Source organism: Microvirga pakistanensis (assembly GCF_004458765.1).
Classification (GTDB): domain Bacteria; phylum Pseudomonadota; class Alphaproteobacteria; order Rhizobiales; family Beijerinckiaceae; genus Microvirga; species Microvirga pakistanensis.
In genome coordinates this window covers 139,942-162,138 of the sequence record NZ_SPJX01000469.1, presented here as the reverse complement: position 1 = coordinate 162,138, position 22,197 = coordinate 139,942, and the positions used below count along the sequence as shown (strand labels likewise).

General features: G+C 64.5%; 20 protein-coding genes and 1 pseudogene. 10 read left to right on the top strand and 11 right to left on the bottom strand.

Features of this window, described 5'->3' with window-relative positions:
* The 7 genes from E4K09_RS21030 (at nt 1) to E4K09_RS21000 (ending at nt 7,589) form a co-directional block, all read left to right on the top strand.
* Nucleotides 1-1,212: a D-alanyl-D-alanine carboxypeptidase family protein gene (locus E4K09_RS21030; RefSeq protein ID WP_134499825.1), complete on the top strand. Its 1,212-nt coding sequence runs from the start codon at nt 1-3 to the stop codon at nt 1,210-1,212.
* Nucleotides 1,212-1,886, top strand: a complete 675-nt coding sequence (tmk, locus tag E4K09_RS21025; RefSeq protein ID WP_134499656.1) for a dTMP kinase — start codon at nt 1,212-1,214, stop codon at nt 1,884-1,886. The genes E4K09_RS21030 and tmk overlap by 1 nt, the downstream gene beginning before the upstream one ends.
* Entirely contained in the window at nt 1,876-2,940 is a 1,065-nt protein-coding gene (locus E4K09_RS21020; RefSeq protein ID WP_134499655.1) for a DNA polymerase III subunit delta', read from the top strand. The genes tmk and E4K09_RS21020 overlap by 11 nt, the downstream gene beginning before the upstream one ends.
* A 48-nt stretch (nt 2,941-2,988) precedes the next feature.
* A complete protein-coding gene (metG, locus tag E4K09_RS21015) occupies nt 2,989-4,539 on the top strand; it encodes a methionine--tRNA ligase (protein WP_134499654.1) in 1,551 nt (516 codons plus the stop codon).
* A 47-nt stretch (nt 4,540-4,586) separates the two neighbouring features.
* The gene (locus E4K09_RS21010) at nt 4,587-5,918 is read left to right on the top strand and encodes a family 1 glycosylhydrolase (protein WP_134499653.1); all 1,332 of its coding nucleotides are present in this window, start codon (nt 4,587-4,589) and stop codon (nt 5,916-5,918) included.
* Nucleotides 5,919-5,985: 67 nt separating this feature from the next.
* Nucleotides 5,986-6,795, top strand: coding sequence for a TatD family hydrolase (locus tag E4K09_RS21005; protein ID WP_134499652.1), 810 nt, complete (start codon nt 5,986-5,988; stop codon nt 6,793-6,795).
* On the top strand, nt 6,792-7,589 hold the full coding sequence (locus E4K09_RS21000; RefSeq protein WP_134499651.1) for an MBL fold metallo-hydrolase: 798 nt from the start codon (nt 6,792-6,794) through the stop codon (nt 7,587-7,589). The genes E4K09_RS21005 and E4K09_RS21000 overlap by 4 nt, the downstream gene beginning before the upstream one ends.
* 157 nt (nt 7,590-7,746) lie before the next feature.
* Here E4K09_RS21000 and E4K09_RS20995 read toward each other — a convergent pair whose 3' ends face one another.
* The gene (locus E4K09_RS20995) at nt 7,747-8,187 is read right to left on the bottom strand and encodes an OsmC family protein (protein WP_134499650.1); all 441 of its coding nucleotides are present in this window, start codon (nt 8,185-8,187) and stop codon (nt 7,747-7,749) included.
* Nucleotides 8,188-8,287: 100 nt separating this feature from the next.
* Here E4K09_RS20995 and mazG point away from each other — a divergent pair, with 100 nt between their 5' ends.
* Nucleotides 8,288-9,121, top strand: coding sequence for a nucleoside triphosphate pyrophosphohydrolase (mazG, locus tag E4K09_RS20990; protein WP_134499649.1), 834 nt, complete (start codon nt 8,288-8,290; stop codon nt 9,119-9,121).
* Here the strand turns inward: mazG and hflX are convergent.
* The 7 genes from hflX to dusB all read right to left on the bottom strand — a co-directional run bounded on the left by hflX (nt 9,118) and on the right by dusB (nt 18,277).
* Nucleotides 9,118-10,515 carry a GTPase HflX gene (gene hflX, locus E4K09_RS20985; protein ID WP_134499648.1) on the bottom strand — a complete coding sequence of 466 codons (1,398 nt, stop codon included), beginning with the start codon at nt 10,513-10,515 and terminating at the stop codon, nt 9,118-9,120. The two genes, mazG and hflX, sit on opposite strands and share 4 nt — an antisense overlap.
* 1 nt (nt 10,516) lies before the next feature.
* A complete protein-coding gene (gene hfq, locus E4K09_RS20980; protein ID WP_009491222.1) occupies nt 10,517-10,771 on the bottom strand; it encodes an RNA chaperone Hfq in 255 nt (84 codons plus the stop codon).
* Nucleotides 10,772-11,003: 232 nt separating this feature from the next.
* Nucleotides 11,004-12,374 carry a nitrogen assimilation response regulator NtrX gene (ntrX, locus tag E4K09_RS20975; RefSeq protein WP_134499647.1) on the bottom strand — a complete coding sequence of 457 codons (1,371 nt, stop codon included), beginning with the start codon at nt 12,372-12,374 and terminating at the stop codon, nt 11,004-11,006.
* Nucleotides 12,371-14,587: a sensor histidine kinase NtrY-like gene (locus E4K09_RS20970; protein ID WP_244610618.1), complete on the bottom strand. Its 2,217-nt coding sequence runs from the start codon at nt 14,585-14,587 to the stop codon at nt 12,371-12,373. Before E4K09_RS20970 ends, ntrX begins: the two co-directional genes overlap by 4 nt.
* Nucleotides 14,588-14,717: 130 nt before the next feature.
* On the bottom strand, nt 14,718-16,181 hold the full coding sequence (gene ntrC, locus E4K09_RS20965) for a nitrogen regulation protein NR(I) (RefSeq protein WP_134499645.1): 1,464 nt from the start codon (nt 16,179-16,181) through the stop codon (nt 14,718-14,720).
* A gap of 12 nt (nt 16,182-16,193) precedes the next feature.
* Complete coding sequence (locus E4K09_RS20960) at nt 16,194-17,294, bottom strand: two-component system sensor histidine kinase NtrB (protein WP_134499644.1); 1,101 nt, start codon at nt 17,292-17,294, stop codon at nt 16,194-16,196.
* Nucleotides 17,291-18,277 (bottom strand): tRNA dihydrouridine synthase DusB, encoded by a 987-nt coding sequence (gene dusB / locus E4K09_RS20955; protein WP_244610617.1) that lies wholly within the window; start codon nt 18,275-18,277, stop codon nt 17,291-17,293. Before dusB ends, E4K09_RS20960 begins: the two co-directional genes overlap by 4 nt.
* Nucleotides 18,278-18,416: 139 nt before the next feature.
* On the opposite strand from dusB, the gene E4K09_RS20950 reads away from it, so the two are divergent.
* Together E4K09_RS20950 and E4K09_RS20945 are read left to right on the top strand one after the other, a co-directional pair.
* The gene (locus E4K09_RS20950) at nt 18,417-19,613 is read left to right on the top strand and encodes a bifunctional 2-C-methyl-D-erythritol 4-phosphate cytidylyltransferase/2-C-methyl-D-erythritol 2,4-cyclodiphosphate synthase (protein ID WP_166802426.1); all 1,197 of its coding nucleotides are present in this window, start codon (nt 18,417-18,419) and stop codon (nt 19,611-19,613) included.
* Nucleotides 19,610-20,104, top strand: a complete 495-nt coding sequence (locus tag E4K09_RS20945; RefSeq protein ID WP_134499641.1) for a CinA family protein — start codon at nt 19,610-19,612, stop codon at nt 20,102-20,104. The genes E4K09_RS20950 and E4K09_RS20945 overlap by 4 nt, the downstream gene beginning before the upstream one ends.
* A 5-nt stretch (nt 20,105-20,109) precedes the next feature.
* On the opposite strand, the gene E4K09_RS20940 is transcribed toward E4K09_RS20945, so the two are convergent.
* The 3 genes and pseudogenes from E4K09_RS20940 to lipA form a co-directional block, all read right to left on the bottom strand.
* Entirely contained in the window at nt 20,110-20,559 is a 450-nt protein-coding gene (locus E4K09_RS20940; RefSeq protein ID WP_134499640.1) for a type II toxin-antitoxin system RatA family toxin, read from the bottom strand.
* Nucleotides 20,560-20,562: 3 nt separating this feature from the next.
* A pseudogene (locus E4K09_RS20935) lies at nt 20,563-21,093 on the bottom strand (ATP-binding protein); the annotation flags it as partial.
* 61 nt (nt 21,094-21,154) lie between these two features.
* Nucleotides 21,155-22,114: a lipoyl synthase gene (gene lipA / locus E4K09_RS20930; RefSeq protein ID WP_134499638.1), complete on the bottom strand. Its 960-nt coding sequence runs from the start codon at nt 22,112-22,114 to the stop codon at nt 21,155-21,157.
* Nucleotides 22,115-22,197: the final 83 nt, after the last annotated feature.

Here is a 22,197-nt window from a genome sequence, read left to right as displayed (position 1 = left end):
ATGCGTCAAATCTTGTCTGCCCGCCTCCTCGCGACGGCCCTTCTGGTCCTCGGAACCCTTGGTTTTCCTTGGGTTGTTCCACAGGAGGCACAAGCGCAGGCTTTCCAGACCGGCGCTCCCACGGCGATCCTCATGGACGCGGACAGTCATGCGGTTCTCTTCGAGAAGAACGCCGACGAACTGACCGCTCCGGCCAGCATGGCCAAGACCATGACGGCGGAGGTCGTCTTCAACGAGTTGAAGACCGGACGCCTTTCCTTCGAGAGCACCTTCACAGTTTCCGAGAATGCCTGGCGCAAGGGTGGGGCGAGCTCGGGCGGCTCGTCCATGTTCCTCCAGGTCCACAGCACGGTCCGCCTGGAGGACCTCCTCAGAGGGCTGATCGTGCAATCCGGGAATGATGCGGCCATTGCGCTCGCGGAGGGGATCTCCGGCACCGAGGAGAACTTTTCCAAGCTCATGAACGAGCGCGCACGCGCCATCGGCCTCACGAAATCGACCTTCCGCAACGCGACGGGCTACGGACACCCGGAGCAGAAGGCGACCGTGCGTGACCTGGCGAAGCTCGCCATCCACATCGTCGAGACGTACCCGGAGCTCTACAAGCTCTTCGGCGAGCGCGAGTTCACCTGGAACAAGATTCGCCAGCAGAACCGCAATCCCTTGCTGACCATGGAGATCGGCGCGGACGGGCTGAAGACCGGCAATATCGATGAATCCGGCTTTGGCCTGATCGGGTCCGCCGTGCAGAACGGCCAGCGCCTGGTGGTTGTGGTCAACGGGCTGAAAACGGCCAGGGATCGCGCCAGTGAAGCCCGCAAGCTCCTGGATTGGGGCTTCAGGGCCTTCGAGAGCCGTGAGCTCTTTGCCGAGGGCCAGGTCGTAGGCGAGGCTCAGGTGTTCGGCGGCAGCAGGCGCTCGCTGCCGCTTGTCTCCAGGAAGCCTGTTCGTGTACTGGTGCCTCGTGGAGACGGCGAGAGGGTGACGGCTCGCATCATCTACACCGGCCCCTTGAAGGCTCCCATCCAGAAGGGAGCCGAGGTGGCTCGGATTCAGGTCAACCGTGGTGAGATGCAAGCGCTCGAACTGCCGCTTTACGCCAGCGAGGACGTTCACGAGGGGACCTTGAGCCAGCGTGCTCTGGACGGTCTTCTGGAATTCGGAACGGGCTGGGTGCGGCGCGCCTTTTCGAGTGTCTTCGAAAGAATTTGATGGCGGGTCGGTTTATTACGTTCGAAGGAGGGGAGGGCGCAGGCAAGTCGACCCAGATTGCGAGGCTTAAAGGTCGGCTGGAGCAGCTCGGCCACCCGACGCTCGTCACCCGGGAGCCCGGCGGCTCCCCTCTGGCGGAGGAGATCCGCTCCTTCATTCTGTCCGGCCATGCTAAATCCCTGGGACCGTTTGCCGAGGCGCTGATGTTCGCAGCCGCCCGGATCGACCATCTCGACAACACCATCGTGCCGGCACTCAGGAACGGGACGAACGTCCTTTGCGACCGCTTCGCGGATTCGACGCGCGCCTACCAGGGCTCCTCGGAAGCAATGGCCCCTTCGCTGATCGACGATCTCGAACGAGTCACCCTCGCCGGAACCAAACCCGATCTGACCCTCATTCTCGATCTCCCGGCCGAGGTCGGACTGGCCCGTGCCGGAGAGCGGCGAGCGCGGAAAGGCGAGGGGGCCGACCGGTTCGAGGATGAGGACCTTTCGTTTCACCAATCCCTGCGGCGAGCCTTCCTGGCGATCGCCAAGGCGGCGCCGCAGCGCTGTGCCGTCATCAATGCCGATCAGTCGGCGGACGAGGTCGAGGCCGCCATCTGGGCGACGCTGCGCGAACGGATTCCCGAGCTGACCCGGCCCGCCGAGAGGTCTCTCGATGTCGCGTGACGTGCAGGAAGCCGCCGAGCCCGATCAATTCGACGGAGCCCCGCACCCGCGGGATCAGTTCGCCTTCTTCGGCCACCGGGAAGGCGAGGAGGCCCTGATCGAGGGGCTGCGCAGCGGCCGCCTTCATCACGCCTGGCTGATCGGAGGGCCGCAGGGGATCGGCAAGGCAACCCTGGCCTACCGCCTCGCCCGCGCCGTTCTCGCTCCCAGGCGGGCGAACGACCCGTCGCCCGCTCGTCTCGATGTGGCCCCCGACACGAGCGTGGCGCGGCAGATCTCCGCCCTGTCCCACCCCAACCTGTCCGTCCTTCGCCGGGCCCCCGCCACCGACAAGAAGGCGGCATCCACGACCATTCCCGTGGACGCCGTCCGCAAGGCCCTGAACATGTTCGGCTCCACGGCCGCCGACGGCGGCTACCGCGTCTGCATCGTGGACAGCGCGGAGGACCTAACAATCTCGAGCGCCAACGCGCTCCTGAAGGTGATCGAGGAGCCGCCGCCACGCTCCCTGTTCCTGATCGTCAGCCACGCTCCGCAGCGGGTTCTGCCAACGATCCGCTCCCGCTGCCGGCGTCTGCTCCTGCGCCCTCTGGCCGAGGGCGAGGTCAGGAGCGCCATTCGTTCGCTGGGAGAACCCTGGGCCACGGTGCCGGACGAATTGCTCGATCAGGCGATGCCCTACGGGGAGGGCTCGGTGCGGCGCACCCTCGAATTGCTGGATGCGGACAAGGTCGCCTTCGTGGAGCAGGTCACGCGGCTTCTGGACGGGTTGCCGAAGGCCGACGCCAAGCAGATCTATGCACTGGCCGAGGCTCTCTCGAGGCGGGACGCCGACGACAGCTACGAGCTTGCGCTGGAAACCGTCGAACGATGGGTCTCCGGCAAGCTGCACGAGAGGGCCGGCGCCGGGGCCGCACGCCTTGCGCCTTTGGTGGAGGTATGTGAGAAGATCGCCCGAACGGCCCGCGAGATCGACGTGTTCAATCTCGACCGCCGGCCCTTCATCCTGACGCTGTTCGACGATCTGGCCGAGGCCGTTCGACGAACGGCCTGAGCGCACGCCGCCGCCGCTTTCGAGATTAGAGAGTTTTAAGGATTCGCCATGGCCGAAAAGCAGAAATTCTATATCACCACGGCGATCTCGTATCCGAATGGAGCACCCCATATCGGCCACGCCTACGAGGTCGTCGCCTCCGACGCGATCGCCCGGTTCAAGCGCATCGACGGCTACGACGTGTTCTTCATGACGGGCACGGACGAGCACGGTCTCAAGATCCAGCAGACTGCCGACAAGAACGGCACGACTCCGAAGGCCTTCGTGGATGAAATGGCCGCGAAGTTCCGCGCCATGGCCGACCGTCTGGACTGCTCCTACGACCGTTTCATCCGCACCACGGATGCGGATCACCTGCCGTCGACTCAGGAGCTGTGGCGCCGGATGCAGGAGAAGGGCGACATCTATCTGTCCAAGTACTCCGGCTGGTACTCGGTGCGGGACGAGGCCTATTACGACGAGAGCGAGCTGACGAAGCAGCCGGACGGAAGCTGGCGCGCGCCCACGGGCACGCCGGTGGAGTGGATCGAGGAGGAAAGCTATTTCTTCCGCCTCTCCGCCTACCAGAACCGCCTGCTGGAGCACTACGCGGCCCATCCGGACTTCATCAGCCCGGAAACCCGCCGCAACGAGATCACCAGCTTTGTTCGCTCCGGCCTGCAGGATCTCTCGATCAGCCGCACCACGTTCGACTGGGGGCTCCCGGTTCCGGGCGATCCGAAGCACGTGATGTATGTGTGGATCGACGCGCTCAACAACTACCTGACAGGCTGCGGCTTTCCGGACGAGAACCATCCGCGCCGGCACTACTGGCCCGCCGACGTTCACATCATCGGCAAGGACATCGTGCGCTTCCACACGGTCTATTGGCCGGCCTTCCTGATGTCGGCGGAGCTGCCGCTGCCCAAGCGCGTGTTCGGCCACGGCTTCCTGCTCAACAAGGGCGAGAAGATGTCGAAGTCGGTCGGCAATGTGGTCGATCCTTTCGACCTCGCCGACACCTACGGCGTGGATCAGATCCGCTACTTCTTCATGCGCGAGGTGCCCTTCGGCCAGGACGGCAACTATTCGCATGAGGCGATCGTCAACCGCATCAATGCGGATCTCGCGAACGATCTCGGTAACCTGGCCCAGCGCTCCCTGTCGATGATCGCGAAGAACTGCGGCGCGGCCGTGCCGCAACCCGGCGAATTCACCCAGGCGGACCGGGATATTCTCTGGCTCGCGGACGCATTACCGGAGAAGGCGAGGGCGGCCATGAAGGACTTCGCCGTGCATACGACCCTGGCGGAGATCTGGGCCGTGGTGGCCGAGGCGAACCGCTACTTCGCATCCCAGGAGCCCTGGGTGCTGCGCAAGAGCGATCCGGACCGCATGAGTACGGTGCTCTACGTCACCGCGGAGGTGCTGAGAGCGGTCGGCATCCTGGCGCAACCCTTCGTTCCGACGGCTGCAGCCAAGCTTCTGGACCTGCTGGCGATCGCCCCTGAGGAGCGGGTTCTAGCCGCCGTCGGACCGGAGCACCGCCTGCGGGCGGGGACGGCTCTCCCGCAACCTGCGCCGATTTTCCCGCGTTATGTGGAGGCGGAAGCATCCTGACGCTTCCGCTTTGACAGGCCCCTCGGGGTCTTCAGCGGAAGCGTGAGATGTACACCACCTTCATGTTCGCGACCGGGATCGAGAACAGCATCCCGACCATCAACAACGGCCGCACTCGTATCGACCAGATGGAGAAGTGCGGCCATTACAAGCACTGGCAGACCGATTTCGACCTTCTGGCCGATCTCGACGTCCAGGTGCTGCGCTACGGGCCGCCGCTGCACACGGCATTCCTCGGGCCTGAGCGCTACGACTGGTCCTTCGCCGACATGACCTTCGGCGAGCTCAAGCGCCGCGACATCATTCCGATCGTCGACCTGTGTCATTTCGGCGTCCCGGACTGGATCGGCAACTTTCAGAACCCCGACTTTCCCTTGTTGTTCGCGAACTACGCGGAAGCATTCGCCCGGCGCTTCCCCTGGGTGCAGCTCTACACGCCCATCAACGAGATGTTCATCTGCGCGACCTTCTCCGCAGCCTACGGATGGTGGAACGAGCAGTTGCGGAGTGACGGCGCTTTCGTGACGGCCCTCAAGCACATCGTGAAGGCCAATGTCCTCGCCATGGAGAGGATCCTCAAGGTCCGGCCGGATGCCCTGTTCATCCAGAGCGAGTCATCGGAATACTTCCACGCCGAGAACCCCGCCGCGATCAAACCGGCGGAAATCATGAACGCGCGGCGCTTCCTGTCGCTCGATCTCAACTACGGCCGCCGGATCGACTCGGAGATGTACGAGTTCCTCATGGACAACGGGATGACCCGCGACGAGTATCACTTCTTCCTCAGCCGTTCGTCGCTCCGTCACCACTGCATCATGGGGAACGACTACTACGTCACCAACGAGCATCGGGTGAAGGCGGACGGGTCCTCACGGGCCGCCGGCGAGGTGTTCGGGTATGACGAGATCACGCGCCAGTACTACGAGCGCTACCGCCTGCCCGTCATGCATACGGAAACGAACCTGATGGAGGGGCCGACCGGAGAGGAGGCTGTCGATTGGCTCTGGAAGCAATGGGCGAATGTCCTCAGGGTGCGAAACACCGGCGTGCCCATCGTGGGCTTCACCTGGTATTCCCTGACGGACCAGATGGACTGGGACGTGGCCCTGCGCGAGGAGAACAACCGCGTCACGCCGGTCGGGCTCTATGACCTGGATCGCAACATCCGGCCAGTCGGGCGGTGCTACAAGCAGCTGATCCATGATTGGTGCGACGTCCTGCCGGCGCAGAGCGTGTGCCTTTCGGTTCCATTGGTCCGGCCGCAGGAGATGGATGAACTCCCTGTCCGCCGACATCAGGAAAGGCTCCGCAGGATGCGGCACAAGGAATCCCGTGAGGATGACGAGCCGCGGGCGACCACCCAGGAAGTCCGTCGCTAGACGAGCCGGGTAATCCGATCTATGCAGCCAAAAGCATTAACGGACCCGGAGGAGGGCGCTTTCCCCAATGCTGGTCGATAGCCATTGCCACCTGGATTTCCCAGATCTTCAGACGCGACTGCCCTCGATTCTGGAGGCGGCCCGGTCCGCCGGAATCGGCCGGCTGGTGACGATCTCGACCCATGTGGCCCGCTACGAAACCTATAAGGCCCTCGCCGAGGCATATGACGAGATCTTCTTCAGCATAGGGACCCATCCCCATAATGCCGCCGAGGAGCCGGACGTGCCCGTGGAGCGTCTGGTGGAGCTTTCGGCTCATCCGCGCTGCATCGCGATCGGAGAAGCCGGGCTCGATTATCACTACGACAACAGTCCCCGGGATGTGCAGCGCAAGGTCTTCAGGACGCATATCGAAGCCGCGCGCGAGACGGGCTTGCCGCTGGTGATCCATGCTCGGGAGGCCGACGAGGACATGATCGAGATCCTGTCGGACGAAATGGGGCGAGGGCGCTTTGGCGCGGTTCTCCACTGCTTCTCGTCGGGCGAGGAGCTCGCCCGGGTAGGCGTCGAGCTTGGGCTGTACGTCTCGTTTTCCGGCATTCTGACGTTCAGGAATTCGGACGCGATCCGCCGGATCGCCGCATCCGTTCCCCGCGACAGGCTTCTCGTCGAGACGGATGCGCCCTATCTCGCGCCCGTGCCGTATCGGGGCAAGACCAACGAACCGGCTTACGTGGCGCATACCGCGCGGGTGCTGGCCGATGTCGTCGGAGCCGCCGAGGTGGACATCGCCAGGATGACGACCGACAACTTCTATCGTCTTTTCTCCAAGGCGGCACAGGCCGACATGGCTAAAGAGCAGGCGCAGATGTCATGAGCTCGACGTTAACCATCCTGGGCTGCGGCTCGTCGGCAGGGGTGCCGCGCGTGGGCGTCGGCTGGGGCGCATGCGACCCGTCCAACCCGAAGAACCGGCGCCGGCGCTGCTCGATCCTGATCGAGAAAACCACGGCGGGCGCCACGACGAGCGTTCTGGTGGATACCACCCCGGACCTTCGCGATCAGCTGCTCGGGGCGGATGTGAGACGGCTCGATGCGGTCCTGTACACCCATGAACATGCCGACCATATCCACGGCATCGACGACCTTCGTCCGCTGGCCATTGTCATGCGCAAGCGCATTCCGGTCTATGCGGACCGAATGACGTCGGAATTGCTTCAGCTGCGGTTCGGCTACTGCTTCGAGGCGCCGGCCGGCAGCGGCTATCCGCCCATCCTGGAGATGCGTCCGCTGATGCCCGGCACGACCACGACCGTCACGGGACCTGGCGGTCCGGTCGAGGCCGTGCCGTTCAGGATGATCCACGGCGACATCGAGGCGCTCGGCTTCCGGTTCGGCAACGTGGCCTACGCGCCGGACGTCAGCCGGATGCCCGAGGAGAGCCTGGGCTACCTGGAGGGCCTCGAGCTCCTGATCATCGATGCCCTGCGCTACACGCCGCATCCCACGCATTTCTCGGTGCCCGAGGCGCTCGAGCTGATCGAGGCGGTGAAGCCGAAGCGTGCCGTCCTGACAAACCTGCACACCGATCTGGACTACGAAACCCTGCGCCGCGAGCTGCCGCCGCACATCACGCCGGCCTACGACGGCCTGCGGATCCCAATGCCGTAGAGCGGAAGAACCCGTTCAGAGTGGCTGTTGCGTTTGTTCAGAACAGCCGGGCTCTTGACGCTGCAGTCAGGCTCCCACGGATTTCGGTTCCATAATATATCTTATGCGAATCATATTAGGGCCTGAAAGAGATCCGCTTCGATCCCTCTCCTGGGTCTTAGGCTGTTGCCTGAGCCTCCGCCGCCTCGTCGACAACCGTCCAGCCATGGGTGATCTTGGCCGTCGCGCCCAGCATGATCGAGGCCGAGCAGTATTTGTCCTTTGAGAGCTCGATGGCTCGCTCCACCTTCGCGGGTGCCAGATTGCGGCCCTTGACCCGGTACTCGACGTGGATGGCCGTGAAGACCTTGGGGTCCGCTTCGGCCCGTTCGCCGCTCACCTCGACCTCGCAGTCGGTCACGTCCTCCCGACCTTTCCGAAGGATCTGGACCACGTCGAAGGCCGTGCATCCGCCAAGGCCGATCAGCAGCATCTCCATGGGGCGGATGCCGAGGTTGCGCCCGCCGTATTCAGGCGCGCCGTCCATGACGACCGCATGGCCGCTGCCGGATTCGCCGACAAACATCATTCCATCAACCAGTTTCACCCGTGCCTTCATGCTCACCCGCCTCCCATTCGAAGTGCCCTTTGATCATCTTTTCTCCTGATTCCCCACAGGAATCGGGCTATGTAGCGCCTTGAAAGCAAGGAATCCTTGAATGAAGCCCTCGTCCGATATCGCGCGGCTGCTGGACATCATGGCGGCCCTGCGAACGCCTGAGACAGGCTGCCCCTGGGATCTGGAGCAGGACTTCGCGTCCATCGCCCCTTATACCCTCGAGGAGGCCTACGAGGTCGTCGATGCGATCGAGCGGGGCGATCTGGCCGATCTGCGGGACGAATTGGGCGATTTGCTGCTCCAGGTCGTCTTCCACGCCCGGATGGCGGAAGAGAAAGGTGCTTTTGCCTTTCCCGATGTGGTCGAGGCCATCACCCGCAAGCTGATCCGCCGCCATCCGCATGTGTTCGGTAACGCCGGCAGCCTGGCGCCGGAGCAGGTCAAAGTGCTCTGGGACGAGATCAAGCGGGAAGAGAAGGCCGAACGGCGGCTGGCCCGCGAGGCGATGGGCTTGCCGCCCGAGACCCATCAGGCCGGTTTTCTCGGGGGAATCCCGACGGCCCTGCCCGCTCTGACTCGTGCTCAGAAGCTCACGGCGAAAGCCGCCAAGGTCGGTTTCGACTGGCCGGAGCCAGGTCAGGTCATCGATAAGATTCACGAAGAGCTGGAAGAGGTTAAGGAGGCGTCTTCAACCGGAAGCAGAGATCGTATCGAGGACGAGATCGGCGATCTCCTGTTCTCGGTGACCAATCTCGCTCGCCATTTCGGCATCGATCCGGAAGCCGCGCTCCGGCGGACCAATGCCAAGTTCGAGCGCCGGTTCGGAGCTGTCGAGGAGGCCCTGAGAGAGCAGGGACGCACGCTGGGCGAAGCCTCCCTCGACGAGATGGAAGATCTGTGGGTCAAGGCGAAGTCGGCTGAACGCCGGGATTAAACGACGGTGGCGTGAGGGAACCGGTTCAGGAACCGGGGTTCCTTGCCGGGCACCAGGCGAACCTGGAGGAGGGTATGACCATTCTCCAAGGTTCTCCGCTCCAGGATCTCGGTGTTCTCATGAAGCCAGGCGAGCCCCTGCCCGTCTTCGGGCGCGACATCGACTTCATAAGTTGTCCGTCCTAACGCGAGATGGTGCTCGATCATCTCGAGGAGCTCGGGAACGCCCTCCCCGGTCAGAGCCGATATGAGGATCGGCCGGCGTTCGGCGCCGGTCCGGTGAGATGTTGTCGCGAGCCTTTCGCGGTCGTCCGCCGAGAGCAGGTCGGCCTTGTTCCAGACCTCGATGATCCTCCTGCTGTCGTCGGGATCGATGCCGAGCTCCCGCAGGACCACGGCCACGTCCCCGGCCTGGGCTTCCGTTTCGCCGTGCGAAACGTCCCTGACGTGCAGCAGGACATCGGCTTCGACCACATCCTCAAGGGTCGCCCGGAAGGCTGCGACCAGCATGGTCGGAAGATCGGAAATGAAGCCGACCGTATCGGACAGGATCGCCTTCTCGCCGTGCGGAAGATCGATGGCGCGCGTCGTCGGGTCGAGGGTGGCGAACAGCATGTTCTCGGCCAGGACCTCGGCCTGCGTCATGCGGTTGAAGAGGGTCGATTTACCGGCATTGGTGTAGCCCACGAGGGCCACGATGGGATAGGGCACCCTCCTCCGGCTGGTCCGGTGCAGGGAGCGCGTCTTGACCACGCCCTCCAGATCCCGCTCGATCCGGTTCATCCTCTCCTGGATCAGCCGGCGATCGGCCTCGATCTGGGTTTCGCCGGGGCCGCCAAGGAAGCCGAAGCCGCCGCGTTGGCGTTCCAGGTGGGTCCATGAGCGGACCAGGCGACCTTTCTGATAGGACAGATGCGCCAGCTCGACCTGAAGGGTGCCCTCCTTCGTGCGGGCACGCCGGCCGAAGATCTCCAGGATCAACCCGGTCCTGTCGATGACCTTGGCGCCCCAGGCCTTCTCGAGATTGCGCTGCTGCACGGGGCTGAGAGCGCAATCCATGACCACGAGGCTGATGCCCTCGGCCCGGATCAGGGCCGCCAACTCGTCCACCTTGCCGCTGCCGATATAGGTGGCCGGCCGGGGTGAGGAGAGCGGCGCGATCAGGGATCGAACGACCGTGAGATCGATCGCGAGCGCCAGGCCCGAAGCCTCGTCCAGCCGGGCCTCGGGCGGACGGGGGTTCGTGGCCTCGGTCTCGGGGTCGCCCGAGCGGGCGGGGCGTCGTCGGGTCAGATAGGGGCCGACCACAAGCGTTCGCGTCCCGGCCGCAACCTCTTTTTCAGGTTCGGCGAGTTCGGCGAGACGATGTTCCCCCGGAGTGCGCGGTTCAGTCACCTCAGGCCTTTTCGCCAGCCTCGTCGATCTGGTCGAACAACTGGACGGGCTGTCCAGGCATGATGGTGGAAATGGCGTGTTTGTAAACCAGCTGTGAGTGGCCGTCCCTGCGCAATAGTACGCAGAAATTGTCGAACCATGTGACGACGCCCTGCAGCTTTACGCCGTTTACAAGGAATATCGTCAGGGGAATCTTTTGCTTCCGGACGTAGTTGAGAAACGTGTCCTGGAGATTCTGCGCGCGATCGCCCGCCATTGAAGTTGCCTCGCCAGCCCGTTGCCGCCGGTCTTGGCTATTGGGCCGCCTGTATATGGTTGTCCGCTATCGTGCGGTCGTCGACCGGCAGGCCTATTACAGGGCGAAGTTGACCATTCGGCAAGAGGGACTCGCTCGATCTACCCCCTCAGGTGCATATTTTCCCGTGGATGAAAGCCCGAGGGAGCAGTTTGCCCCCTCCAGGGCCCAGCGACGAGAAGAACGGCATCTCCTAGCTGCCGATCCCGAGGGACTTCAGCTTCCGGTGAAGGGCGGAACGCTCCATCCCGATGAATTCGGCCGTGCGGGAGATATTGCCGCTGAAGCGGGCGATCTGCGCGAGAAGATACTCTCGCTCGAAAATCTCGCGCGCCTCCCGAAGCGGAAGACTCATGAGCTTCTCGCCCCCTGCTCCTCCCGGCGTCGTGGGCACGAGCGTCCCGATCTCGGAGGGCAGCATCTCCGCCGTGACCTCGGCATCCGGATCGCCGGAGCTCAGGATCATCAACCGCTCGACGTTGTTTCGCAGCTGGCGAACGTTGCCCGGCCAGTCGTGGGACTGAAGGACCGCCATGGCATCTTCCGCGATCCGCCGCCTGGGCAGACCGGTCGTGGACGAGATCTGATCCATGAAGAACTCGATCAGCTCCGGCACGTCCTCACGCCGCTCGGCCAGCGAGGGAACCCGGACGGGAATGACGCCGAGGCGATGGAACAGGTCCTCCCGGAAGTTTCCGGCCGCGATCTCCGCAGGAAGATCGCGGCTCGACGAGGAGATGATGCGAACATCCACATGCACGCGGGTCGCTCCGCCCACGCGCTGGAAGTTCTGGTCGACGAGGACGCGCAGGATCCGATTCTGCGTCTCACGGGGCATATCGGCAATCTCGTCGATGTAGAGCGTGCCGCCATGAGCCTCCTCGAGGGCGCCGACCCGGCGCCCGCCGCCCTCCCCACCCTCGGTTCCGAAAAGCTCCGCCTCCATGGTCTCGGGGGTGATATTGGCGGCCGTCAGCACCACGAAAGGTCCGTTGGCCCTCATGGACATGCCGTGAATGGTGCGAGCGGTCAGCTCCTTGCCGGAACCGGGAGCTCCCGTGATTAGGATCCGCGCATTCGTGGGGGCCGCTCTCTCCACGGCCTGCCGCAGCTGGTTGATGACGATGGACTTGCCCACGATGCGGCTGGCCTGGATGGAGCGGGAGCGCAGATCCCGCACCTCGCGCTTGAGGCGAGACGCTTCGAGGGCGCGCTCGGCAACTAGGACGAGGCGATCCGCCTTGAAGGGCTTCTCGATGAAGTCGTAGGCTCCGGCCTTGATGGCCGACACCGCGGTTTCGATGTTGCCGTGGCCGGAGATCATCACAACCGGCAGGTCAGGATGCTGGGCCTTGACGATGTCCAGCACCTGGAGTCCGTCCAGGCGGCTGCCTTGCAGCCAGATGTCGAGAAAGACGAGATGCGGCCGCCGCGCCTCGATGGCCGCAAGCGCATCGTCCGAGGTCCCGGCCGTGCGGGTGCGATGGCCCTCGTCCTCGAGAATGCCGGCCACCAGCTCGCGAATGTCGATTTCGTCGTCAACGACGAGGATGTCAGCGCTCATAGGCTTGCTCTGCGAGTTTCGTTGCGCTCCGAGGCGGCAGGCGTCTCTTCCGCTGCAACTTGCTTCGTCTTCGGGATCCACATGCGGACCTGTCCGCCACGCCCTGCGGGATTGTCGACGAGGTCCATGCCGCCCCCATGGTCTTCCAGAATCTTCGCAACGATCGGGAGGCCCAGACCAGTCCCCCCCTCGCGGGTCGTCATGTAGGGCTCCAGCAGCCGCTGGCGACCTTCGGCCGGGAATCCTTTGCCGTTGTCGGTCACGGCTAGGATCAGGAACTCCGGATGGGTATCGTCCAACGTCACGGCAATCTGCGGCTGACCGCGCTCGGCTTCCGGCACGGCGGCAATCGCTTCGGTGGCGTTCTTCACGATGTTCGTCGCCGCCTGCGAGATCAGCCGCCTGTCGAATGGGGCGATCACGGGCCCCTCGGGCAATTGCTCGACGAACTCGATCTCGGGATGTGCGATCCGCATCATGAAAACCACCTGACGGATCGTCTCCGCGAGATCCTCCTGACCGATGGCCGGCTTCGGCATCCGGGCGAAGGACGAGAACTCGTCGACCATGCGCTTGATGTCGTCGACCTGCCGCACGATGGTGTCCGTGCATTGGTCGAACACTTCTCGATCGGTCGTGATCACCTTGCCGTATTTCCTGCGGATCCGCTCGGCCGACAGCTGGATCGGCGTGAGCGGATTCTTGATCTCGTGCGCGATCCTTCGCGCCACGTCGGCCCAGGCGGAGGTGCGCTGCGCCACGACGAGATCGGTGATGTCGTCGAGCGTGATGACGAACTCCCGCTTGTCGTTTCGGGTCTGCTCGCTCGTGACGCGGACGTTGATGGTCCTTTCCCTCCCTTTCCGGGAAATCTGGATCTGGTCCTGCATGAGACGCTGCCGGCCCTGGATCATCTCCAGAACGAGCTGGGTAACCTCGGGCAGAATCTCTGTGACGGAGCGGCCGACCAGTTTGTCCCGCGGCGTCTGGAGAAGAGCCTCGGTCGAGGGGTTGACGATCGTGATCACGCCGCGCGCATTGATGCCGATCACGCCCGCCGACACACCGGCCAGCACGGCTTCCGTGAAGCGCCGCCTGCTGTCGATGAGCTCGCTTGCCGCCGTGAGTCCGTCGTGCTGCCGGCGCAGCTCGGAGGTCATCTTGTTGAAGGTCTCGCCCAGGTGGCCCAGGTCACCCTCGGCTCGCTTCACCGGGACCTGCACATAGAAGTTGCCGGTCGCCACCTGGTCCGTCGCATGAATCAGACGGCGGATCGGCGCCACGAGGCGATTGGCGAAATTCAGCCCGAACCAGATCGCGGACAGAAGCACCGTCAGGGCGATCAGGGTGAACATGGACGCGAAAGCGAATTGGATGCCGGCCTTCTTCTGGTCGAAGGCTTCGTAATAGGCCACTCCAGCCTCGGCGATCGGCGGAAACTCGATCGCGCCGGGATCGACCTCGCGGGCGATGTAGAGAATGCGTCCGTTATGGGCCTCGAGCTTGAGAACCGACACCACGATATTGCCGGTCCGCGGGAACAGGCACCATGGCTCCTGACCATTCGCATCCTGGAGATCTGCCGCCTTGGTCTCGGGGATGCCTTCGAGCTTCTTCAATTCGATCTTTTCGACGACTTTCCCATCCGGCTCCAGGATCATGGCCAAGGGGAAGCCGAGGGCGACGGAGCGGTAATTCATGTATTCGCGGAAGAGTCGACGGTCCGCATCATACATGACCTTCGCGCGGTTCAGGTCGACGGCCATCAGGTTCGTTTCGCGGGCGAGCATTCGGCATTGCATCTCCCGATAGGCGCGGGCGATCTCGACCGTGTTGTACATGAGCTCCCGGATCTTGCCCGTGAACCAGGGATCGAGGCCCCGCTCCAGGGTGACGCTCGCGACGCCGGCGACCAGGATGGCAGGAAGCACGGCCACGAGACTGAACAGACCGACGATTCTGACGTGGAGGCCCGCGGCCGCGGCCCCTGCCCTGTGCTCGCGAACCAGTTTCTTCGCCTGCCAGGCGACGATCCCCAGAAGCAGCGTGATCAGGAGCCCGTTGAGGACGAACATCCCGATGACCACGTTGTTCGTCGGCAGGATCGGCGTTGCGCCGGACAGCACCAGGAAGGTGGTCAGGGCCGAGCCGAGAGCCGCGAGCACGGCCCCGTACCCGAGCCAGCCGAGGCTGCCCTGGGTCGGTTCCGCCATCTGGCGCTGTTCGTGAGTGCTCTGATCGGTCAAGACGTGGGCCCCGCAAAACCGGGTGCCTTCCGTGCGGCACCCCGTGGAGGGTGATGCACCAACACAACACTGTGGTCAAATTATTACAGCGGCCCGCTCAGGAGCGATTGGTCCGAACGACCATCAGCTCCAGGTCCCTGACCTTCTTGCGCAGGGTGTTGCGGTTGACCCCCAGGAGTTCCGCGGCTCGAATCTGGTTCCCCCTGGTAGCCGCGAGGGCGGCTCCGATCAGGGGACCCTCGATCTCCCGCAGAATGCGATGATAAAGGCCCGGAGGCGGCAAGCTGTCGCGGAACCCGGAAAAGTACTCGGCCAGGTGGCGCTCCACGGCGTCCGACAGCCCCTCGGAATTCTGCTGGGCCTGAGTCGCGGGTTTGCCCGCCGGCTGAGGAGGCAGAAGGGGTTGGGAATCGAGCTCCGCATCGATGATCGCGCCGGTGATCGTATCCTGCGGGTAGAGAGCCGCGAGACGGCGGACGAGGTTCTCCAGCTCGCGAACGTTCCCAGGCCAACGGTAGCGCTTGAGACGATCCATGGCCTCGGCGTCGAGCTGCTTGCGGGAGAGGCCCTCCTTCTCCACGAGCGAGAAGAAGTGCCGGGCGAGGTCAGGGATGTCCTCGACCCTCTCGCGCAGGGGCGGCAGGCGCAGAGGGACGACGTTGAGGCGGAAATAGAGATCCTCCCGGAACAGGCCCTGCTGGATGAGCACCCGCAGGTCCTTGTTCGTCGCAGCCACGATCCGGACATTGGTCTTGATCGGCACCCGGCCGCCGACCGTCGTGTATTCGCCCTGCTGGAGCACCCGGAGGAGCCGCGTCTGCGCCTCCATAGGCATGTCGCCGATCTCGTCCAGGAACAGCGTGCCGCCCTCCGCCTGCTCGAAGCGTCCGGTGCTGCGCGCGGTCGCTCCGGTGAACGCCCCCTTCTCGTGACCGAAGAGCTCGGACTCGATGAGTTCGCGCGGGATGGCCGCCATGTTCACGGCCACGAAGGGGCCCTGGCGGCGCTTGCCGTAATCATGCAGCGCCTTCGCGACGAGTTCCTTGCCGGTTCCGGATTCGCCGGTGATCATCACCGTCAGGTCCGTGGGCATCAGGCGGGCCAGGGCCCTGTAGATCTCCTGCATGGCGTGGGAGCGCCCGACCAGGGGAATGTCCTCGTTCTCGGCCGGGTTGACGCTCGACACGGCCGTTCGGGGTCGGGTGAGCGCGCGCCCGACGACCGCGACCAGCTCCTTGAGGTCGAAGGGCTTCGGCAGGTACTCGTAGGCCCCTCGTTCCGAGGCCTTGATGGCGGTCATGAACGTGTTCTGCGCGCTCATGACGATGATGGGAAGGTCCGGCCGCAGCTTCTTGATGCGCGGAAGCAGGTCGAAGGCATTCTCGTCGGGCATCATCACATCGGTGATGACGATATCCCCCTCCCCTTGAGCCACCCAGCGCCAGAGCGTCGCCGCGTTGCTGGTGGAGCGAACCTCGTATCCTGCCCTGGACAGGGCCTGGTTCAGGACAGTCCTGATGGCGGCATCGTCGTCGGCGAGAAGAATGTGTCCGCTGGGCATGTCGTCGTGGCCTCACATGTCTGCATCGCTGCCCGAGACGGTGCGGTGCATGGGTAGGAGAATTCGGAAAGTCGTGCGCCTGGGCGCCGGATCGCATTCGATGATGCCGCCGTGATCGCCGACGATCTTGGCCACGAGAGCCAGGCCGAGACCGCTTCCCTGAACCTTCGTGGTGACGAAGGGATCGAAGAGATCACTCATCAGCTCCGGAGGAATTCCGGGACCGTTGTCGCTCACGCTCAGCTCGATGGGCAGGCTCACGCGCTCCTGCGAGCCAGGCACCTGCAGCCTGACGCCGGTTCGAAACGCGGTCGAAAGGGTGATTTCTCCATCCGTCGCATCGATCCCCACCGCTTCGGCGGCATTCTTCACCAGGTTCAGGATGACCTGGATCAGCTGGTCCCGGTTCCCCAGCACGGGCGGAAGGGAGGGATCGTAGTTCTCGACGAAACGGATGTGACGAGCAAAGCCGGACTGCGCGAGGCGCTTCACATGGTCGAGCACGTTGTGAATGTTCACGGGACCGCGCTCGACGGGCCGCTCTTCCCCAAAAAGCTCCATTCGCTCGACGAGCTTCACGATCCTGTCCGTCTCGTCGCAGATCAGACGGGTGAGGAGCCGGTCGTTCTCGTCCGCCGATTGTTCCAGGAGCTGCGCGGCGCCGCGGATGCCCGACAGCGGATTCTTGATCTCGTGCGCGAGGAGCGCGCCGAGCGCCGTGATGGATCTCGCGGCCCCGCGGTGGGTGAGCTGCCGGTTCATCTTGTCGGCGATCGTACGCTCCTGGAGCATCACCACGACGTTATCGCTGTCATCGCCAAGGGGCGTCGCGAAGACGTCCACGATGCGTTCCGACCCGAGGCGCGGGCTGCCGACGTCGATGCGGTGCTCGCTGACGCTCGCCCCTCTTTGTCTGACGTCCTCCACAAGCGCCAGAACCGGAGAGCCGAACGGCAGCAGATCGGTGAGCCTCTGCCGCTGCATCATGCGCAGGCTCACCTCGAAGAAAGCCTCCGCGGCGGTATTGGCATGGATGATGCCGTGTTCCGGGCCGATGGTAAGCACCGGCAACGGCAGCGCATTCATGATGAGATCGTTGATCGCCACGCTCATGCCGCTTCCCGCGCCTGATGCCGATAGAGGGAGCGCAGCAGCGACATGACCGTCGCGGGATCGTCCGAGGTCACCAATCCGGAGCGAACATGCGCGGCAACGTGGAATCCGGCCGCCGCCGCCACATCGGCATAGGCGGCGAGATGCTTGCGGGCGTGTCTGATCCCGACCTTGGCGCCGTAGAGGGACAGCAGTCCCTCGTAATGCTCCAGGGCCAGTTCCGTCTTCTCGGCCGGCGTCGGCTCGGGAACCGTCTCTCCCCGGAGGGCCGCGCCGATCTGGCCGACGATCCACGGCCGGCCGACGGCCGAGCGGCCGATCATCACGGCGCTCGCCCGTGACACCGCGAGACAGGTCCGGGCCTCCTCCAGCGTGCCGATATCGCCGTTCGCGATCACCGGGATGCCGACCGACCCCACGACTGGCGCGATCGCCGCCCAGTCGGCCTGGCCCTTATAGAACTGCTGCCGCGTCCGGCCATGAACCGTCACCGCCTTGACACCGAGCGCCTCGGCCCGCCGGGCGAGCTCCGGGGCATTCAGGGAGCCATGGTCCCAGCCGAGCCGCATCTTCACGGTGACGGGAACCGACACCGCCTGAATGGTCGCCTCGATCAGGCGGCAGGCATGGTCGAGGTCACGCATCAGGGCCGATCCGGCATAGCCTCCGATGACGCGCTTGGCCGGGCAGCCCATGTTGATGTCGATGATCCGGGCTCCGGCCGCCTCAGCGATTTTGGCGCCTTCCGCCATCCATCGAGGCTCGCATCCCGCCAGTTGCACCACGTGAGGCTCGATTCCTGCGCCTTCGGCCCGAAGCTGCGCCTCCTCCGAGCCCTGAACGAGCTCGTCGGACGCCACCATCTCCGAGACGACGAGCCCAGCTCCCAGACGCTTGGCGATACGCCGGAACGAAACGTCCGTTACGCCTGAGAGGGGCGCCAGAACAGCCGACACGCCGACCTCGATGGGCCCTACCCGCATGCCTTCGCCTATTTTTTGATCACGTTCCATTGTGCCTATTTACTAGCCAATACCGCGCGGAGCGCAAGCCCCCGTCGCTGAGATTTGCCTTCTTTCCACGTGACGCTTAGGAGGGTGCGTCTCGTGGAGAACCGACCTGATGTCAGTTGCCGCCCTCATCGTTGCTGCAGGACGTGGATCGAGAGCCGGTGAGGGAGTTCCCAAGCAGTACCGGTGGTTGGGCGGAAAACCCGTCCTGGCCCTGACGCTCGAACCCTTCCTTCGACATCCGAGAATTGGAAAGGCGCTCGTGGTCATCCACCCGGACGATCTGGATCTCTACCGCGAAAGCATCGCTTCGCTCCCGGAGGGGCTGACCGGCGACCTTCTGCCGGTGGCCTATGGCGGAGAAACGCGGCAGGATTCGGTTCGAGGCGGATTGGAGGCCCTGGCGAGTCACGCGCCGTCCCGCGTCCTAATCCACGATGCCGCCCGCCCCTTCGTGACCGAAGCTCTGATCGAGCGCGCCTGCGAGACCGCTGGGGAATGCGAGGCGGCCGTGCCGGGCATCGCCGTCACGGATACGATCAAGGTGATCGGGCCACGCGGCGAGGTCATGTCGACGCCGGAGCGGGCCAGCCTCCGAGCGGTGCAGACGCCGCAGGCCTTCGATTTCGCATCCCTCCTCATGGCGCATCGGAAGGCGGCCGCTGCCAGCCTCGGAACCTTTACGGATGACGGAGCCTTGGCGGAATGGGCCGGGCTCACGGTCCACGTGTTCCAGGGTGATCCGCACAACGTCAAACTCACCCATGCCTCCGACTTCCCCGAGGCCGAACGACGCTTGAGAGGCTTCCTCATGACCTATGTGACCCGGCTCGGAACGGGATTCGACGTCCATGCCTTCGGCGACGGCGACCATGTCTGGCTCGGCGGCATCCGCGTGCCCCATGACCGGGGCGTGGTGGCGCATTCGGACGGTGATGTCATTCTTCATGCCCTCACGGATGCCCTCCTCGGCGCGCTCGCCGACGGGGACATCGGCACGCATTTTCCGCCGAGCGACCCGCAATGGCGGGGCGCGTCCTCCGACCGGTTTTTGGCGCATGCGGTGGCTCTGGTGAGAGAACGCGGCGGCCTGGTCGATCACCTCGATGCGACTCTCCTCTGCGAGAAGCCACGTCTTGGTCCCTACCGCGAGGCCATGCGCCGGCGTATCGCGGACATCGCGGGTCTGCGGCTCGATCAGGTATCCCTCAAAGCCACCACGACGGAAAAGCTCGGATTCACCGGCCGGAGCGAGGGCATCGCCGCCCAGGCGGCCGCGACGATCCGCCTGCCGGAGGGAACCCCATGAATGATACTGAGCTGAAGCAACGGGCGGCGGCCCTCCTCGCGGCTTACGGGCAGAACGGCTTGATGCTTGCAACAGCGGAATCCTGCACGGGCGGGCTCGTGGCGGCGCTTCTCACGGAGATTGCCGGTTCCTCGGCGGTCGTGGAGCGCGGTTTCGTGACCTATTCGAACGAGGCGAAGACGGAATCGATCGGCGTTCCGGCGGATCTCATCGTAGCCCATGGCGCGGTCAGCGAGCCCGTGGCCCGCGCCATGGCCGAGGGGGCGCTCACCCATTCCCGCGCCGACGTGGCCGTCGGCATCACCGGAATTGCGGGGCCTGGCGGAGGAACGCCCACGAAGCCCGTAGGCCTCGTGCATTTCGGTCTCGCCCGGAGGGGCTTCGCCACGCTTCACCTGGAGCGCCGCTATGGCGATCTCGGGCGGGAGGCCGTGCGCCGGAGCGCGGTCGAGGATGCGCTCGCGCTCCTCGAGAAGGCCCTCGCCTTCTGATCCCGTCAGGTGGCGAAAACCCTGTCGGCCCGCTCCTCGAAGGCCTCGGTGAACTTCCGGAAGGCCCTGTCGAAGACGCTGCCCATGAGGATGCTGAGCGCGAAGCTCTTGAACTCGTAGTTGATGTAGAACTCCACATCGCAGCCTCCCGGCACGGCCCGGAAGGTCCAGCGGTTTTCGAGATACTTGAACGGCCCGTCCACGTATTCGACCCCGATGCGCAGGCGCGGCTCGTCGAGGGTGACCCGGGTGGTGAAGCTCTCCCTGATCGCCTTGTAGCCCACGCTCATGGTGGCGACGAGCGTTTCCACCCCTTCCCCGCTCTGCACCCGGCGGACGACGCGCAGCTCCTCGCAGAGCGGCAGGAACTCGGGGTAGCGCTCCACATCGGCCACCAGGGCGAACATCTGGCTCGGCGTGTGCTTCACGGTTCGCGTCATGCGGAAGGTCGGCATGGCTCAGGCGGCCTCCTTGGCAAGGGTGAAATGGGCGTAAAGGTTCGGGATCTCGGATCGTGAGCGCAGAACGAAGACCCGCTGATCGGGTCGCAGGCGCTCCAGCATTCGGGCGGTCTTGGGGCGCATCTTGTCCGGATACGTCCAGATCCAGCGCATGAAGGACAGGTCGAGCTTTTCGGCGCAGGCGGGTCCGAGATCGGGCCGGACCCGGCCGTAATTCCGCGCTACGCGCCAGAGCACCGACAGGGCGCAGCGCCAGCGCGGCAGGTCGAGCCAGACGATCGCTGTGGCGCGAGGCACCCGGATGTCGAAGGTTGAGGCGTAGTTGCCGTCCATCACCCAGGCCGGCTGGGCGGCGAGCGCCCGGACCCGCTCGCGCCATTCTGGGCGCGGCGGCATGGTCCAACCGGGGCCGAAATATTCCCGGTCGAGATGGATCAGCGGCAGGTCGAGCCGCTCGCTGAGGCGACGGGCCAGGGTGCTCTTGCCCGCACCCGGGCTGCCGATGACGAGAATGCGATGCATGCCCCCATCCGAAACTTGAGTGCATCAGCTGCGAAAAGCGGGAGCCCTCTCCTCGCAGCCGGTGCCCTTAGCCGAGCTTGGCGAGACGGGCCGCCTTGAGCTTGGCGAAGTCCTCGCCCGCGTGGTGCGACGAGCGCGTCAGCGGCGTCGAGGAGACCAGGAGGAAACCCTTGGCGTAGGCGGTTGTTTCATAGGCCTTGAATTCGTCCGGCGTGACGAAGCGGATCACCGGATGATGCTTCTTCGTCGGCTGGAGGTACTGGCCGATGGTCATGAAGTCCACATCCGCGGAGCGAAGGTCGTCCATGAGTTGGAGAACCTCGTTCCGCTCCTCGCCCAGCCCTACCATGATGCCGGACTTGGTGAAGATGGTCGGATCGAGCTCCTTCACCTGCTGGAGCAGGCGGATGGAATGGAAGTAGCGCGCGCCGGGCCGGACCTTCAGGTACTTGGACGGCACCGTCTCCAGGTTGTGGTTGAACACGTCGGGTTTGGCCTTGACCACGACCTCGAGAGCGCCGGGCTTGCGCAGGAAGTCCGGCGTCAGGATTTCGATGGTGGTATTCGGCGAGCGGGCCCGGATGGCGTGGATCACGTCCGCGAAATGCTGCGCGCCGCCGTCCGCCAGATCGTCCCGGTCCACCGAAGTGATGACCACGTGCTCCAGGCCGAGCTTCTCCACGGCTTTCGCCACGTTTTCCGGTTCGTTCGCATCCAGAGCTTCGGGCAGGCCCGTCTTCACATTGCAGAAGGCGCAGGCCCGGGTGCAGGTGTCGCCCATGATCATGAAGGTGGCGTGCTTCTTCTCCCAGCACTCGCCGATATTGGGACAGCCGGCCTCCTCGCAGACGGTCACGAGCTTGTTCTCGCGCACGATTCGGTTGGTCTCCGCCCATTTGGGCGAGCCCGGCGCCTTCACGCGAATCCATTCGGGCTTGCGCTGTTGAACGGGCTGGTCCGGCCGATGCGCCTTTTCCGGGTGACGGGGACGGTTGTCCTTGTTCAGAAGGTCGAGAACGACGGCCATGAAGCGTGAACCTAGCGTGAACCTTTGGGAGAAGGGCCCCTGCCCCTCCGGGGATATGGGCCTGATTTAAGACTTCTGGCGCA

What these genes read in the sequence shown, in the direction of transcription:
- E4K09_RS20950 (WP_166802426.1), top strand. Translation starts at nt 18,417, where the DNA reads ATGTCAGTTGCCGCCCTCATCGTTGCTGCAGGACGTGGATCGAGAGCC.
- mazG (WP_134499649.1), top strand. Translation starts at nt 8,288, where the DNA reads ATGAAGCCCTCGTCCGATATCGCGCGGCTGCTGGACATCATGGCGGCC.
- hfq (WP_009491222.1), bottom strand. Translation starts at nt 10,771, where the DNA reads ATGGCGGGCGATCGCGCGCAGAATCTCCAGGACACGTTTCTCAACTAC.
- E4K09_RS21005 (WP_134499652.1), top strand. Translation starts at nt 5,986, where the DNA reads ATGCTGGTCGATAGCCATTGCCACCTGGATTTCCCAGATCTTCAGACG.
- E4K09_RS21030 (WP_134499825.1), top strand. Translation starts at nt 1, where the DNA reads ATGCGTCAAATCTTGTCTGCCCGCCTCCTCGCGACGGCCCTTCTGGTC.
- E4K09_RS21010 (WP_134499653.1), top strand. Translation starts at nt 4,587, where the DNA reads ATGTACACCACCTTCATGTTCGCGACCGGGATCGAGAACAGCATCCCG.
- lipA (WP_134499638.1), bottom strand. Translation starts at nt 22,114, where the DNA reads ATGGCCGTCGTTCTCGACCTTCTGAACAAGGACAACCGTCCCCGTCAC.
- E4K09_RS21000 (WP_134499651.1), top strand. Translation starts at nt 6,792, where the DNA reads ATGAGCTCGACGTTAACCATCCTGGGCTGCGGCTCGTCGGCAGGGGTG.
- metG (WP_134499654.1), top strand. Translation starts at nt 2,989, where the DNA reads ATGGCCGAAAAGCAGAAATTCTATATCACCACGGCGATCTCGTATCCG.
- E4K09_RS20945 (WP_134499641.1), top strand. Translation starts at nt 19,610, where the DNA reads ATGAATGATACTGAGCTGAAGCAACGGGCGGCGGCCCTCCTCGCGGCT.
- tmk (WP_134499656.1), top strand. Translation starts at nt 1,212, where the DNA reads ATGGCGGGTCGGTTTATTACGTTCGAAGGAGGGGAGGGCGCAGGCAAG.
- E4K09_RS20970 (WP_244610618.1), bottom strand. Translation starts at nt 14,587, where the DNA reads ATGGCGGAACCGACCCAGGGCAGCCTCGGCTGGCTCGGGTACGGGGCC.
- E4K09_RS21020 (WP_134499655.1), top strand. Translation starts at nt 1,876, where the DNA reads ATGTCGCGTGACGTGCAGGAAGCCGCCGAGCCCGATCAATTCGACGGA.
- E4K09_RS20960 (WP_134499644.1), bottom strand. Translation starts at nt 17,294, where the DNA reads ATGAGCGTGGCGATCAACGATCTCATCATGAATGCGCTGCCGTTGCCG.
- E4K09_RS20995 (WP_134499650.1), bottom strand. Translation starts at nt 8,187, where the DNA reads ATGAAGGCACGGGTGAAACTGGTTGATGGAATGATGTTTGTCGGCGAA.
- ntrC (WP_134499645.1), bottom strand. Translation starts at nt 16,181, where the DNA reads ATGCCCAGCGGACACATTCTTCTCGCCGACGACGATGCCGCCATCAGG.
- dusB (WP_244610617.1), bottom strand. Translation starts at nt 18,277, where the DNA reads ATGCGGGTAGGGCCCATCGAGGTCGGCGTGTCGGCTGTTCTGGCGCCC.
- ntrX (WP_134499647.1), bottom strand. Translation starts at nt 12,374, where the DNA reads ATGAGCGCTGACATCCTCGTCGTTGACGACGAAATCGACATTCGCGAG.
- E4K09_RS20940 (WP_134499640.1), bottom strand. Translation starts at nt 20,559, where the DNA reads ATGCCGACCTTCCGCATGACGCGAACCGTGAAGCACACGCCGAGCCAG.